We start from the raw sequence: 14,370 nt of genomic DNA on the forward strand, positions 1-14,370 counted from the left end.
CGCTGCTCCGCTCTCCCCCGCTCCGGCTTCCACCGCGGCGGTCGCTGGTCTCCCGGTGACAGCGGGTGAAGGGGTGCCGGTTGCGGGCGGCGAGTGGAACGCGCCGACGCCGATCTCGTCACCTCCCGTGGCCGGTGGTGTCATGCCGCGGCCAGTGCCTCCGGCCCAGCGGCAGGCGGAAGGGGAACGGTCTTCACCGGGTTCGGCGGGCTTCGAGGTCGGCTCCGGGCGTACGGGTGAACGTCCTACCGTGGCGATGCCGCGACCGGACCGGCCGCGTGGACCTGTTGCCGGCGCGGCCGCCGGGTCCGTCGGAGCCATCGAGTCTCGCGGCGCCGGGCAGCCCGTCGGGGTGGTCGAGTCCGGGGCGGCGACGCCGGCTGAGGCGGGACGTGAACGGATCGGGTTTCCGCTGGCGCGGCCCGGTGGGGAGGAGGCGCCTGCCGAGGCGGACCGGCCCTACATGGATCCGGATGGGACTCTGCACAATCTGCGGCCGATAGCGCGGCTGGAGATGTCGGGGCCGACCGAACCGCAACGGACCGCGGAGAGCGCGTTCGGTAGTGGCTGGTTCGTCACGAAGACGCCGGCCGGTGCGGCAGATGTGGACGGCGATGAGGGCCGCAGTGGTGAGGCCACGCTGATCGCCGGACCGGGTTCGGCCGGGACGGCTGCGGAAGGGACGCGGCGGGCGGCGGGACCGGCGAACGGGTCGGAGGCGGATGGGCACGCCCCGGCGGCCGGGCATGGTGTGCCGGGTGAGCCGGATGCGGTGAGCCGGCCGGCGCGGCACGCCTCGGCGGTGGGCGACACCGCATCGGCAGGCGAACAGGGCGAACGACCAGCACCCGGGCAGGAAGCCGGGCATGCGGCAGCCGGGCATGCGGCAGCCGGGCAGGACAGGACCGGCCCGGCGGCTTCACCGGTGGCGGACGGGCAGCACGCGGCCACTATGGAAGCAGCGCCGACCGGGCAGAATGGGGCCGCTACGGAAGCCGCGGCGACCGGGCAGCATGCGACCGCTACGGAAGCGGCGACGACCGAGCGGGATGCGGCCGCTACGGAAGCGGCGACGACCGGGCGGGATGCGACCGCTACGGAAGCGGCGGGGGACGAGCGGGAGCCGGGGCCGGAACTGGCGCCGCATCTGCCGCTCACGGCGGCGGACCTGTCGGCGATCCGGTGGCGGCTGGACGGGGCGACCCTGCGTGAGGTGGTCGACGACCGGCAGGCGTTGCGGGATCTCGGGGAGCGCCTGGACGGGCCGCTCGCCGACGAGGCGGACAACATCGTCAAGGCGGGGCTGCTGAGCGTACGCGCGGAGGTCTACCGCCTGCTCGGTGAGCTGGGCATGGCCGCGGCGGCGAGCCGGCTGGCGCTGGCGCATGCCGAGTCGGCGCAGGATCTGCAGTCGCAGGTGATCGCGCAGGCGGAGCTGGCGCATGTGCTGCGGTTGCGGGGCGACTACATGGAGGCGGACCGGCTGTTCCAGCGGGCGGTCGACGCCGAGGTCCCGGCGGCGGTGCGCAGTGTGGTGCACGAGAACGCCGGGCGCAGCTGTTTCGATCAGGGACGGCACATGGAGGCGCTCGATCACTTCGCCCGGGCGGTACGGCTGGGAGCGGCCGAGGACACCGACCTGGTCGAGCGGATCGGGGTCTGTCTGGAGGCGGTCTACATTCACGTGCTGCGGGACGGCTGGGGCCCGTACCCGCGAAGGTCTCCGGAGATCTTGACACCGCTGACCGGCCGCCCGGCTGCGGACGGCGGGTCCGGCAGAGCCGCGGAGCCCGCCCGGGCGGACGCCTCGGCGGAGACGACAGCCGAACACCCGGAGGTTCGCCCGCGCGGCTAGGCGCCCTGGGTGCCTAGGTGTGCAGCGGGTGGCCGGCGGGCCGGGACGGGAGCCGGTCGACGTTCTGGTGGGGCGGGCCGGCGTGCGCCATCATGCTGCGGCCGCGCCCGGCCTCCTTCGCCTGGTAGAGGGCGGCGTCGGCGACCCGCTGGAGGTCTTCCGGGGTGGCGGCGTGGTCGGGGGTGACGGCGATGCCGATGCTGAGCCGGGGCGGGCCGCCGGGCAGGTCGGTGGTGGCGGAGACCAGGGCGCGGCAGGTTTCGGCGAAGCGGAAGGCGGCGTACGGGCCGGACCGCAGCAGGACCGCGAACTCGTCGCCGCCGAGCCGGGCGACCATGTGCTCGCGGCCTTCGGTGGCGTCGCGGAGGGCGTCGGCGACGAGGCGCAACGCCTGGTCACCGACGGCGTGCCCCCACGTGTCGTTGATCGTCTTGAAGTGGTCGACGTCGATCATGACGAGGGCGACCGGGTCGTCGGTTCCGGCGGCGGTGACGGAGCGGGCGAGTTCGGCGTCGAAGGCGCGGCGGTTGGCGGCGCCGGTGAGCGCGTCCGAGGTGGCCTGGCTGTTGAGCACCGCGAGGAGCTTGTCGTTGCGTTCGCGCAGGCCCGCGACGACGAGGGCGGTCATCGTCATCGCCACGGTGATCGCGATCCAGTCGTGCAGCGCGGCTACGGCGTCCAGGAACAGGAACGCGGTGAGGGCGTGGCCGGCGGAGATCTGGAGCACGGTCAGGGCGATGATCAGCCGGTGGAGGAAGGACGCGGCGTACAGCAGCGGCCACAGGTAGAACAGTTGCGCGCCCATGCTCGCGTCCTCGGTGGCGACGTTGAGGCCGGTGATCACGGCGGCGGTCACGAACGGCGCGAGCCGCCAGAAGACGCCGGGCAGCGCCGCGGGACGGCGTAGCGAGACCAGGCCGACGGCGAAGAGGGCGACCGACGTGACTCCGAGGGCGATCAGCTGCGGCAACGGGTCGCCGATGCGCATGAGGACGCCGGTGGCGAAGTTGTAGGGTCCCGCGGCCAGCATCAGGTAGGCGACGGCACGGGCGGCTCCGTGTTCGTCGCGCAGCCGATGGGCCAAGGCGTTCTCCTCCGGGTTTGGTCCGACCCCTCATTCGGCCCTTACGCGGCGGATCTGAGTCCTTACTCGGTGCGCAGGGCGACAACCGGGTCGAGACGGCCGGCACGCTGGGCGGGGACGACGCCGAAAACGATGCCGACGGCTGCCGAGACGCCGAAGGCGAGCGCCATCGACCACCAGGTCAGGGCGGCCGGGACCGGGCTGAGACGGTCGACGAGCAGAGCGGTGACGCCGCCGAGCAGCATGCCGAGCACCCCTCCGGTGGTGGTGAGCAGAACCGCTTCGAGCAGGAACTGGACGCCGATGTCGCGGGGCCGGGCGCCGACGGCCTTGCGCAGACCGATCTCCTTGGTCCGTTCCCGCACCGAGACGAGCATGATGTTGGAGACGCCGACGCCGCCGACGAGGAGGCTGATCCCGGCGATCGCGGCGAGCACCCCGGTGAGCACGCCGAGGATGTCGCCGAGGACGCCGAGGATCTGCTCCTGGGTGACGGCGGAGAAGTCGGTGTCCGGATGCCGGTCGGTGAGGGTGGCTACGACGGCGGCGGACAGGTCGTCGATGCGTTCCCGGTCGGGGGCGCGGATGGCGAGGCCGTCGATGCGTTCGGTGCCGAGCAGGCGCTGAGCGGCGGTGACCGGCACGTGCACCTCGCCGTCCCGATCGACGCCGAGGCTCTGGCCGAGCCGTTCGAACGTGCCGATCACCCGGAACCGGACGCCGCCGATGGTGATCTGCCGGCCGATCGGGTCGACGTCGCCGAACAGGTCGCCGGCGACGCCCGCGCCGAGGACCGCGACGCGCCGGCCGGTGCTGACGTCGGTCCTGGTCAGGTAGGCGCCGCGGTCGAGACGGCGGACGAAGACGGTCGGGGTGGTCTCCAGGACGCCCTGCATGCTGGCGAACCCGGAGCGCGACCCGGCCCGGACCGTCTCGCCGGAGTTGATGGTGACCGCGACCCGGCTGCGGTCGCCGACGACCCGGCTGATCGCGTCGACGTCGTCCATGGTCAGCGGCGACGAGGTGGGCGCGGCGCCGGCCTGCAGGCGGCCCGGGACGACCAGGAGCAGGTTCGACCCGAGGCCCTCGACCTGCTGTTCGATCTGCTGTTTGGTGCCGGTGCCGATGCCGACCAGGGCGACGACCGCGGCCACCCCGATGACGACGCCGAGCATGGTGAGCAGGCTGCGCAGCCGGTTGGCGCGCAGCGCGTCGAGGGCGACCCGCCAGGCCTCAGCCAGCCGCACTGATCAGCCCGTCCTTCATGACGATCTGCCGGCGGGCGCGGGCGGCGACCTCCCGGTCGTGGGTGACCAGGACGACGGCGACGCCCTCGGCGTTGAGGGATTCCAGCAGGGCGAGCACCGACTGGCCGGTGGCCGAGTCGAGGTTGCCGGTCGGTTCGTCGGCGAGCAGCACGGACGGGCCGGTGACCAGGGCGCGGGCGATGGCGACGCGCTGCTGCTCGCCGCCGGACATCTGGTTGGGGCGGTGGGTGATCCGGTGGGCGAGGCCGACCCGTTCCAGCATGGCGGTGGCGCGGTCGCGGCGCTCGCGGCGGCCGGCGCCGCGGTAGACCAGCGGCAGGCCGACGTTGTCCTGCGCGGTGGTCCGGGCCAGCAGGTGGAACGACTGGAAGACGAAGCCGATCGTGGTGTTGCGCAGCTCGGCCAGCTCGTCGGGGGTCAGTTTCGCGACGTCCCGGCCGCCGATCAGCAGGGTGCCGCCGGTGGGCCGGTCCAGGCCGCCGAGCAGGTGCATCAGCGTCGACTTGCCGGAGCCGGAGGTGCCGACGATGGCGACGTAGTCGCCCGCCTCGACGGTCAGCGACACGCCGCGCAGCGCCGCCACCGAGACGCCGTCCAGGTCGTAGGTGCGGCTGACGTCGTCGGCGACGATGGCGGGCGTGGTCACGGCGCCTTCTCCCCGGCGGAGACCTGGTCGGCGCCGGCGACCACGACCGGCTCGCCCGCGGTGACGCCGGAGACGACCTGCACGGTCTCCTCGCCCTGAACCCCGAGCCGCACCGGGACCGCCTGGTAGCGGCCGTCCCGGACGGTCCAGACGGTGTCCCGTCCGCCGGTGCTGACCACCGCGGACGCCGGGACGGTGACGGCGCCGGCGGCCTGCCGCACCTTGAGCCGGATCACCGCGCTCATGCCGGGCCGTGGGGTGGGCGCGGGCTCGCCGCTGTCCGGGTAGTCGCCGTCGCCGAGCTCGAGGCGGACCTGGTACGACACGCCGCCGCGGGCCGAGGTGGTCGGCAGCAGGTCGACCGCCTTCACCGTGGCGCGATAGGTGGCGCCGGGCGCGGCGTCCAGCTCGATGTCGGCGGCCACGCCCTCCTCGACCAGCAGCACGTCGGTCTCGTCGACCTCGGCGGACAGGCCGAGGCGCCCGGTGTCGACGACGGTGACCACCGGGGTGCCGGCGGCGACGTAGCCCCCCTCGGGCACGGCGGCGTCGACTCCCGAGAGGCCGGTGACCCCGGCGCCGGACGGGACGCTCTGGCCGCCGGTGTCGAGCAGGTCGGCCAGGGATCCGCCGCCGCCGCTCTGCGCCGGGCCGCCGAGCTGCACCACCCCGGACACCGGAGCTTTCAGGGTGAGCGCGTCGACGGCGGCGTCCGCCAGGTCGAACGCCTGCTCGGCCTGCAGCCGCTGGGCGCTGGAGAGCGAGTTCATCGCCCGGCTGAGCGAGGCGACGCCGCGCTGCACCGACCGGAGGGCGGCGGCCGAGGCGGCCGAGGCGGTCTGGTACTGCTTCTCGGCGGCGTCGACCTGGTGCAGCAGGGCGGCTTTCACCTGCGGGTCGGTGATCCGGCCGGCGGCGGTGCGCGCCTGCTGGAACGCCTCGGCCGCCTGCGCGTCGGTCCGCTCCCGGACGGCGGCGAACTCGGCGGTGCCGCCGGCACCCACTCCCCCGCCGGACGGCGCCCGGTCGAGCGCCTCCTGCGCGGCGTCCCGGCGCCGGCGCAGCTCCGGGGAGTCGATGACGGCGAGCACGTCGCCCTTGCGCACCTGCTGGCCCGGCTCCACCTGGAGCTCGCGCAGGGTGCCGGCGGCGGGCGCGGTGAGCGTGGCGGCGGTCCGCGCGGTCACCGAGCCCGGCGCCTCGACGATCTCGTCGACGGTGCCGAGCTGGGCGGACCCCAGCCGGACGGCGGTGGCCGGCTCGTCGCACGACACCGCGGTCAGCGGCGCCAGCACCAGGACACCGGCGGCGATGATCACTGCACGTGAGCGGCTGCGATACACAGTGGCCACTGTAGGCCGCCGCGCCGCGATCCTCATCCAACCGGGGGTTGATATCGGTCAGCTCTCCGGGAGGAAGCCCTCCGCGGTCAGCCACGCCCGGCACGCCTCCGCCCAGCGGGCCGTGTGCGGGATGTGGATGTCGCCGTGCTCGCCGTAGGCGACGCCGTTCGCCAGGCCGAGCCCGTGGCGTCCTCGCGGGTAGATGTGCAGTTCCACGGGGACGCCCGCGTCGAACAGCGCACTCGCGTAGGCGAGGGCGTTCGGGAAGCCGGGCGGGTCCTCGGCGGTGGCCCAGAGGAACGTCGGGCAGGTGGCGGCGTCGATGTTGCGCGCCGGCGACAACTCTCCGCGCAGATCCATCCGCCCGTCGAGGATCCATTGCACCGGCTCGTCCGGCAGCAGGTGCAGGTCCGCCGGGGAGTAGGCGAGGATCGCGAAGTCCGGCCGGGGCGGCGGCCCGGCGAGCTGTTCGCTGCGCAGCACCGTGCCGGTCGCCAGGAGACCGGCGAGGTGCCCGCCGGCGCTCGAGCCGATGACGCCCACGGACGCGCCCACGTCCAGTCCGTGCCCGCCCGCACGGATCCAGTCGAGGGCGGCCCGGCCGGACTCCATCGGTGCGGGGAAACGATGGCCGGTCATCAACGGGTACCGCAGGACGAAGGCGTGCAGCCCGATCCCGCTGAGCCAGCGGGCATAGCCCTCGCCCTCGTGCTCGGCGTGGAACCGGTAGCCGCCGCCGGGCAGCACCAGCACCGCGGGGCGCGGGCCGGGGAAGCTCTCGTGAGCGGGGTAGGTGGTGATGTCGGGTTCGCCGGTCGCGTGCTCACGGCGTACGGCGTCGGTCATGTCGGTGGTCAAGAGGTCCCTCTCGTCGCTGGTGTCGACGGAAGCGGCACAGCAGACCACCGGGGGCGCGCCCGAGCACGAGACGACACGGCCCACCGGTGAGGAAGGGGGTGGGCACGGAATCGGATGAGGCTCGACCGGGAGCGGGACGCACAACGCGTCATGGCTCAGCGGTGGCTGAAGCGACTGCCTCCATCGTGTCGGCCCATCCGGGGCGCGTCACCACCTTAACCACGTCGCCCGCGACCGTCCACCCCGGCCGCCGCGCCGGTGAACACGACGGGCCGTCCCCGATGACCGGGGACGGCCCGTGCGTGCCGGCGATCTGTCAGGTGCCGGGACGGCGCCCGAACGTCTTCACCGTCATGCCCTTGGCGCCGATGTCGTAGTACCGCTTCGCGTCGGCCGGAAGCAGGTTCACGCAGCCGTGCGACCCGCGCCACTTGTCGTGGATGTAGGTCGTGGTCTGGTGGAAGCCCATCCCGCCCTTGAAGCGCTGCCAGTACGGCAGCCACACCTCGTACGGGTCGGACCATTCCTTCTTCGTCCGCTTGTTGATCTTGTAGCTGCCGGCCGGCGTCCGGTAACCCTTCATGCCGGTACGGACCACGGTCGGCGCGGTGAGCACCTTGCCGTTCTTCATGACCCAGCTGGTCTGCAGGGTCAGGTTGACGCAGAAGGTGACGCCGCTCTTCTTGGCGCCGCAGGACGCCGTGTTCGACGCCGCGATCCGCTGCGCGACATCGAAGGTGGTCGGGCCGGCCAGTCCCTTGGCCGGCTGGATGCCGAATCGCTTCTGGAACTTCACGATGGCGGCACAGTCGGCGGCCGACTGCCTGCCGTCCACGGTGACCGCGCCGTAGCCGCCGGCCTTCTTCAGGTACGTCTCGAGCTGCCTCTGGTACTTGCCGGTCGCGCACGACGCGGCGGCCGCCTTGGTGACCACCGCAGCGGTCACCGGAGCGGCGGCGCCGGCGCTCGCCGGCGTCAGCGCGAACGCGCCGAGACCGCCGCCGACCAGCGCCGACATGGCCGCGCCGGCAAGGCGGACGGTAACCCGTTCCGTTGCCACAACTTCCTCCCCAGGAACTGAGCGTTGTTCGCGACCGACCTCACGGCGCGACATGCGTGACTCTCACGCCGGCAGCCCCACCGTCGCGAACAACGCTCACCGATGTCCGCACATCGAAGCACAGCGGCCCCACCTGTGTGGCCCGGGGAAGGGCTGTGACACGAATCCGGTATGCCATCGGCGGTCCGGGGCGGTCAGTTGAGGAAAGGGGTCACCGTGGGGTGGCGAACTCCTGCACCCAGTACGGGGTGCCGTCGGACGACAGGGCCAGGCCGACACCCATCTGGTCCAGGCGGCAGTCGACGATGTTCTCCCGGTGGCCGGGGCTGTTCATCCAATCGGTCATCACCTCGAACGGGCTGTCCTGGCCGCGGGCGATGTTCTCGCCGTAACGGCTCCAGACGTACCCGGCGTCGGAGACCCGGTTGCCGGCCCGCTCCCCGCCGGGCGACTCGTGGTCGAAGTAGCCGCGCCGGGCCATGTCGCCGGCGTGCCGGCTGGCCGCCGCGATCAGCCGCTGGTCGACCGTGATGGTCGCGCACCCGGCGGCCCGGCGATGCCGGTTGACCAGCGCGAGCACCTGCTGCTGGACCGGCGCCTGCGGGCTGGTCGAGACGGACGCGGCGGTGACCGCGGTCCGCGACGCCACGATCGGGTCCACTCCGGAGTCGCTCACCTGTCTCATCTCCAGTGCGTTCGCCTGCTGTGCCGCCGCCATCAGGACGGCCGCACCGAGCACTACCAGAGGTTTCCGCATGTCCGCGCTGATTCCCTTCGGTCCGCCGGCGCCCCGGCCGATCCGGGACGCTCGCCGGTTGACCAACGGCGCGGCGAGCACACGGGTCGCACAGTCGCACACGATTCCGGCGTTCTTCCTCCTATCGGGGTAATCCACTCAGACCACATGTATCGGCCGCCCGTATGGTGCCGGGACCGGCCCGGCCGCCGCTACCTTTCCCCGGTGCGAAATCGATACCTGGACCTGCTCCGTGCCGCAGCCATCGTCCGGGTCGTCGTCTACCACTCGTACGGCTGGCCCTGGCTGTCCATCGTGTTCCCGGCGATGGGCGTCATGTTCGCCGTGGCCGGGTCGCTGACCGCCGCCTCGCTGGACGACCGCCCCGCCGGCGCGGTCGTCGCCTCCCGGGTGCGCCGCCTGCTGCCCCCGGTGTGGCTGCTCGGGCTGGTGACCGTACCGCTGATGCTCCATTCCGGATGGCGGGCCGAGACCGACGGGACCCACCCGTTCCAGCCGGCCACCCTGGGTTTCTGGATCCTGCCGCTCGGTGACCCGCCGGGCAGCGACGACGCGGCCTTCGTCTGGGACGCGCTCTGGTACGTGCGCACCTATCTGTGGCTGGTGCTGCTCTCCCCGCTGCTGTACCCGCTGTTCAAACGGATCGGCTGGCCGCTGCTCGCGGCGCCGCTGCTGGGCATGGCGCTGCTGGGGCGCGGCGACTTCGGCATGCCGGCGGCGGTCGAGTCGGCGCTGTGGGATCTGACCACCTACGGCGCCTGCTGGCTGGCCGGGTTCGCGCACCGGGACGGACGGCTGGCCCGGCTCCATCCGGCGCTCACCGTGGCGGCGGCGGTGGCCCTCGGCGGGCTCGGCCTGTACTGGCTGGGCCAGGACGGCGCGGAGTCCGGCGGGGATCTGAACGACGCCTCCGAGGCGCAGGCCGCGTACTGCCTGGCCGGGGTGCTGCTCCTGCTGCGCTGGCAGCCGTCGACGGACTGGATGGGCCGTGCCGCGCCGGTCCGCAAGCTGGTCACGCTGCTGAACTCGCGGGCGGTGACGATCTATCTGTGGCACGGGGTGGCGATCGCGGCGACCTGGCCGGTGCTGGAGCGGATCGGCATGGACGATCTCGGCGCCCTGGAGACGCCGGTGACGCTCGCCGTCACGGTGGCGCTGACCACGGTGGCGGTGGCCGTCTTCGGCTGGGCCGAGGACCTGGCGGCGCGGCGGCGGCCCCGGATCTGGCCGACCGGCGGGAGCGGCCCGGCGGCGGAGCCGGCGGCGGAGCCGGCCACCGAGGTCACCCCGCTGCCGGCCGGCTGGCCGGAGACCGTGCCGGCGGCGGAGCCGGCCATCCAGCGGACCGTGCGGGACATGCCGGTGGCCGGACGGCGGCCGGAGAGCCGGGCCGACGACGGGTGGGAGGGCGTGCCGTGGAGCGGGCCGGACGCGCCGAGCCAGGGCGGGCACCCGCTGCCGCTGCGGTTCACCGGCGGCGACGGGAACCACCTCTGATCAGGCCGGTCCCGGTGCGCGGAAGGGCGGCCGCGCGCCGGGACCGGCCGACCGGGGTACGGTGTCGGGGCGTACCCCCACCTAATGCATGAAAGGCGAGCGAAGCTCGCAAACCTCTGACTAACCTGAGGCCGTGGGGGGGCAGCCAGGCGGTGTGACGGAGGCGGTGGACTCGGCGGTCCTCGCGCTGGTCTTCCGTGCCGGGCCGGTGTTCTGCGCACTGGCGCTGGACGAGGTCGTGGAGACCATGCGGCCGCTGGCGACCCGGCCGCTCGCCGGGACCCCGCCCTACGTGCTCGGGCTGACCATCATGCGCGGCGCCCCCGCCCCGGTGATCGACATGACCCGGCTGCTCACCGGCATCGACGGGATGGTCGAGCGCTATGTCGCGGTGGAGGCGGGCCGCGGGCTGATCGCCTGCGCGACCGGGCCGGTGCTGGGCGTCCAGGACGTCCGGGTGGCGCCGCCGGACGGCCCGGCCGCGCTGTTCACCGGCGTCTCCACCTCGCTGATCGCGGCCGTCGGCACGATCGGCGCCGAGCCGCTGCTGTTGCTGCGCAGCATCCGTGCGGTGCCGGACGAGGTCTGGGAGGCCGCCGGGCAGGCGCCGGAGGATCCGCCATGATCAGCCCGGCGACCCTGACCCGGTTCCGGGAGCTGCTGCAGAGGCGGCTGGGCTGGTCGTTCGCCGACAACGACCTGGGACCGGCCACCGAGGTGCTGGCCGCCCGGGCGAAGGCGCACGGGCTGACCGCGCGGGAGTACCTGGACCGGCTCGGCGGCCGCCGCTGGACCGCCGAGATCGCCGAGCTGGCGCAGGCGCTGAGCATCACCGAGACCTACTTCTTCCGGCACCAGGAGCAGTTCCGGGTGCTGCGCGAGGAGGTGCTGCCGGAGCTGGTGGTGGCCCGGGGTGGGCAGCGGGTGCTGCGGCTGTTCTCGGTCGGCTGCTCGTCCGGCGAGGAGGCGTACTCGCTGGCCATCAGCGCCGTCGCCGGCCGCCCCTCACCGGACTGGATCGTCTCGGTCACCGGCGTCGACGCCAACCGGGAGATGCTGGCCCGGGCCAGGTCGGCGGTCTACTCGGAGTGGTCGCTGCGGGACACCCCGGCGGAGGTACGGGAACGCTGGTTCCAGGACACTCCGGAGGGCTTCCGGGTGGTGCCCGAGGTGACGTCCACGGTCCGGTTCGCCGAGCACAACGTCGCCACCGACGACCCGCAGCTCTGGCATCCCGGGCGCTACGACGTGATCTTCTGCCGGAACCTGCTGATGTACCTGACCGGTGAGGTGGCCGCCGCGCTGGTGCGGAAGACGACCCGGGCGCTGACCGAGGGCGGGTACCTCTTCCTCGGGCACACCGACTCGCTGGGCAGCCGTCCCGACGGGCTCACCGTGTGCCACGCCGGCGGCACCGTCTACTACCGGCGGCGGGCCGACCCGGCCGTGGCCGCCTCCGCGGCCACGGCGGCGGCCGGTTCCACGGCTCCGGTGACCCGGGCGGCGGATCCGGTGGCCCGGCCCGCGCCGATACCGGACGACTGGCGGCGCGCCTTCGGGCTGCTGCGCGAGGACCGCTTCGCCGAGGCCCTGGAAGTCGTCGGCGACCACGACATGCTGCTGCGCGGGGTGCTGCTGGCCCAGCTCGGGCGGGTCACCGAGGCGCGGGCCACCGCGCACCGGCTGATCGACGCCGGCGGGCCGCAGCCGGACGCCCACCAACTGCTCGGCGTCTGCCACGAGCTGGACTGCGCGGACCAGGCGGTCGGGCAGTACCGGCTGGCGGCGTACCTGGATCCGCTGTTCGCCATGCCGCGGCTGCGGATGGGCCTGCTCGCCCGCCGGCGCGGCGACATGCGCGGCGCGGCCGATCACCTCGAAGCCGCGCTGCGACTGCTGATCCGGGAATCGGAGGAGCGGATCGGGCTGTTCGGCGGCGGGTTCGGCCGGCTCGCGCTGACCACGCTGTGCCGGACCGAACTGGACGCCTGCGGGGTACGGCGATGAGCGAGCTCACGGTCGCCGAGCGGGTGGCGCGGCTGCGGGAGGACTTCGACAGGTCGTTCGCCGAGCCGGCCCGGGTGTCCGGCGGGGAGTCGATCGAGCTGCTCGCGGTCAGAGCCGGTGGCCGCCCGTACGCCCTGAAGCTCACCCAGGCCGCCGGGGTCCACCCGGACCGCCCGGTCACCGCGCTGCCGACCACCGTCCGGCCCCTGCTCGGGGTTGCCGGTTTCGCCGGCATCGTGGTGCCCGTCTACGACCTGGCCGCCCTGCTCGGCCACCCGATCCCGGACCGGCCCCGGTGGCTGCTGCTGACCGCCGGCACCCCGCCGCTGGCGCTGGCGTTCCACGGGCTGGACCGGCACCTGCGGGTGCCCGTCGACTGCGTGATCGACAGCGTGATCGGCGACGGCTGCCTGCGCGGCGTGGTCCGGCTGCCGGACGGCGACCGCGCGATCGTCGACGTGCCGGCGACCCGGGCACTCGTCCACGAACTGGCCGGACAGCGGCCCGTCCCCGAGGAGATCCGATGATGGCTGGACGAACGTACGGCGGCAAACTGGCCGCCGGTGTCGGTGTGACGGTCGTGTGCACCCTGCTCACCATCACCGCCGCGGTGGTCGGCCTGGTCCTGGTGGTGAACGCCAAGGACGCGGCGATCGCGTCGGCGACCGGCGAGCTGGCCGGCGCGGAGAACCTCAGCCGGACCATGGAGGCACGGATCGCCGACTACCGGGCGTACCTGCTGGAGGCCTCGGCGGAGAACAGCAGCCTGACCGACGACCACCACACGGAATTCCGCCGCCAGCTCGACGACCTGCGCGGCACCGTCACCGACCCGGCCTCGCGGGCCATGCTGGACCGGATCGCCACCCTGGACGACCAGCACGCGGCGGCCAGCCTCACGGTGATGAACGCGCGCGCCGAGAACGCCGACATCCCCACCATCAACCGGATCAACGACACCGACGTGGTGCCGATCCGCAAACAGCTGCAGAACGCGCTGACCGGGCTGATCGAACGGGTCCAGACGCAGGTCGACGCCGACCGCAAGGCGTCGTCGGAGCGGGCCACCCAGATGATCGCCCTGGTCATCGGGCTCGGCATGCTGACCACGGTCAGCGCGATCGTGGTGGCCTGGCGGCTGGCCCGGGACCTGCGGCGCGAGGTCGGCGCGGCGGTCGGGCACATCCAGAGCTCGTCGGCGCAGCTGGAGGCGGCGGCCGCGCAGCAGGTCAGCGGCGGCCGGGACCAGGCCAGCGCGATGAACGAGATCACCACGACGATCAGCGAGCTGCTGATCACCTCCCGGCAGATCGCCGAGGCGGCGCAGCGGGTCTCGAAGATCGCCGAGGAGACCGAGGCGGCGGCGCGGGCCGGTGACGCCACCATCGACCAGACCCGCAACTCGATCACCGCGATCCGGTCCCAGGTCGACCAGATCGTCCAGCACATGCTCGCGCTCGGGGAGAAGTCGCAGCAGATCGGGCTGGTCGTGGACCTGGTGTCGGAGCTCGCCGAACAGACCAACATCCTGGCCATCAACGCCACCATCGAGGCCAGCGGGGCCGGCGAGTGGGGGCGCCGGTTCGCGGTGGTGGCCGAGGAGATCCGGAAGCTGGCGGACCGTACCGCGGGGTCGGCCAAGGAGATCCGGGCGCTGATCGAGGACGTCCGGGGCGCGGTCAACACCACGGTGATGGCCACCGAGATCGGGGCGAAGGCGGTCGACGCCGGGGCCCGGCAGTTCGACGACGCGACCCACAGCTTCCGGCAGATCGCGCAACTGGTCGCGACCACCAACGACGCCACCCGGGAGATCGAGCTCTCCACCAAGCAGCAGACCACCGCGGTGGAGCAGGTCAACGTGGCCGCCTCGGACACCGCACGGGTGTCCCGGGAGACCGAGGCCAGCGCCGTGCAGACCAAGCAGACCGCGACCCACCTCTCCACCCTCTCCGGTGACCTGCTCGAACTCGTCGGCACCGGGCGCCACTGATG

Annotated in this window: 13 protein-coding genes; 6 read left to right on the plus strand and 7 right to left on the minus strand. The window is 73.4% G+C overall.

The window, feature by feature from the left end:
- Nucleotides 1-514: 514 nt before the first annotated feature.
- Complete coding sequence (locus Aut01nite_RS02615) at nt 515-1,855, plus strand: tetratricopeptide repeat protein (RefSeq protein WP_204037422.1); 1,341 nt, start codon at nt 515-517, stop codon at nt 1,853-1,855.
- A 13-nt stretch (nt 1,856-1,868) separates the two neighbouring features.
- On the opposite strand, the gene Aut01nite_RS02620 is transcribed toward Aut01nite_RS02615, so the two are convergent.
- The 7 genes from Aut01nite_RS02620 to Aut01nite_RS02650 all read right to left on the minus strand — a co-directional run bounded on the left by Aut01nite_RS02620 (nt 1,869) and on the right by Aut01nite_RS02650 (nt 8,871).
- Nucleotides 1,869-2,939: a GGDEF domain-containing protein gene (locus Aut01nite_RS02620; protein ID WP_043533757.1), complete on the minus strand. Its 1,071-nt coding sequence runs from the start codon at nt 2,937-2,939 to the stop codon at nt 1,869-1,871.
- A gap of 62 nt (nt 2,940-3,001) precedes the next feature.
- Entirely contained in the window at nt 3,002-4,186 is a 1,185-nt protein-coding gene (locus Aut01nite_RS02625) for an ABC transporter permease (protein WP_043533756.1), read from the minus strand.
- On the minus strand, nt 4,173-4,853 hold the full coding sequence (locus Aut01nite_RS02630; RefSeq protein WP_043533755.1) for an ABC transporter ATP-binding protein: 681 nt from the start codon (nt 4,851-4,853) through the stop codon (nt 4,173-4,175). Before Aut01nite_RS02630 ends, Aut01nite_RS02625 begins: the two co-directional genes overlap by 14 nt.
- Nucleotides 4,850-6,196, minus strand: a complete 1,347-nt coding sequence (locus tag Aut01nite_RS02635) for an efflux RND transporter periplasmic adaptor subunit (RefSeq protein ID WP_043533754.1) — start codon at nt 6,194-6,196, stop codon at nt 4,850-4,852. The genes Aut01nite_RS02630 and Aut01nite_RS02635 overlap by 4 nt, the downstream gene beginning before the upstream one ends.
- Before the next feature lie 57 nt (nt 6,197-6,253).
- On the minus strand, nt 6,254-7,054 hold the full coding sequence (locus Aut01nite_RS02640) for an alpha/beta hydrolase (RefSeq protein WP_236643227.1): 801 nt from the start codon (nt 7,052-7,054) through the stop codon (nt 6,254-6,256).
- Nucleotides 7,055-7,370: 316 nt separating this feature from the next.
- Entirely contained in the window at nt 7,371-8,072 is a 702-nt protein-coding gene (locus tag Aut01nite_RS02645; protein ID WP_043533753.1) for a L,D-transpeptidase family protein, read from the minus strand.
- A 253-nt stretch (nt 8,073-8,325) separates the two neighbouring features.
- Complete coding sequence (locus Aut01nite_RS02650) at nt 8,326-8,871, minus strand: CAP domain-containing protein (RefSeq protein WP_152629150.1); 546 nt, start codon at nt 8,869-8,871, stop codon at nt 8,326-8,328.
- 204 nt (nt 8,872-9,075) lie between these two features.
- Here Aut01nite_RS02650 and Aut01nite_RS02655 point away from each other — a divergent pair, with 204 nt between their 5' ends.
- The 5 genes from Aut01nite_RS02655 to Aut01nite_RS02675 all read left to right on the plus strand — a co-directional run bounded on the left by Aut01nite_RS02655 (nt 9,076) and on the right by Aut01nite_RS02675 (nt 14,368).
- A complete protein-coding gene (locus tag Aut01nite_RS02655) occupies nt 9,076-10,368 on the plus strand; it encodes an acyltransferase family protein (protein ID WP_084000212.1) in 1,293 nt (430 codons plus the stop codon).
- Between the two features lie 133 nt (nt 10,369-10,501).
- Nucleotides 10,502-10,993 carry a chemotaxis protein CheW gene (locus Aut01nite_RS02660; protein WP_084000210.1) on the plus strand — a complete coding sequence of 164 codons (492 nt, stop codon included), beginning with the start codon at nt 10,502-10,504 and terminating at the stop codon, nt 10,991-10,993.
- On the plus strand, nt 10,990-12,375 hold the full coding sequence (locus tag Aut01nite_RS02665; protein WP_043533752.1) for a CheR family methyltransferase: 1,386 nt from the start codon (nt 10,990-10,992) through the stop codon (nt 12,373-12,375). Before Aut01nite_RS02660 ends, Aut01nite_RS02665 begins: the two co-directional genes overlap by 4 nt.
- The gene (locus Aut01nite_RS02670) at nt 12,372-12,902 is read left to right on the plus strand and encodes a chemotaxis protein CheW (protein WP_043533751.1); all 531 of its coding nucleotides are present in this window, start codon (nt 12,372-12,374) and stop codon (nt 12,900-12,902) included. Before Aut01nite_RS02665 ends, Aut01nite_RS02670 begins: the two co-directional genes overlap by 4 nt.
- The gene (locus Aut01nite_RS02675) at nt 12,899-14,368 is read left to right on the plus strand and encodes a methyl-accepting chemotaxis protein (protein WP_043533750.1); all 1,470 of its coding nucleotides are present in this window, start codon (nt 12,899-12,901) and stop codon (nt 14,366-14,368) included. The genes Aut01nite_RS02670 and Aut01nite_RS02675 overlap by 4 nt, the downstream gene beginning before the upstream one ends.
- Nucleotides 14,369-14,370: the final 2 nt, after the last annotated feature.

Source organism: Actinoplanes utahensis (assembly GCF_016862455.1).
GTDB classification, from domain to species: Bacteria; Actinomycetota; Actinomycetes; order Mycobacteriales; family Micromonosporaceae; genus Actinoplanes; species Actinoplanes utahensis.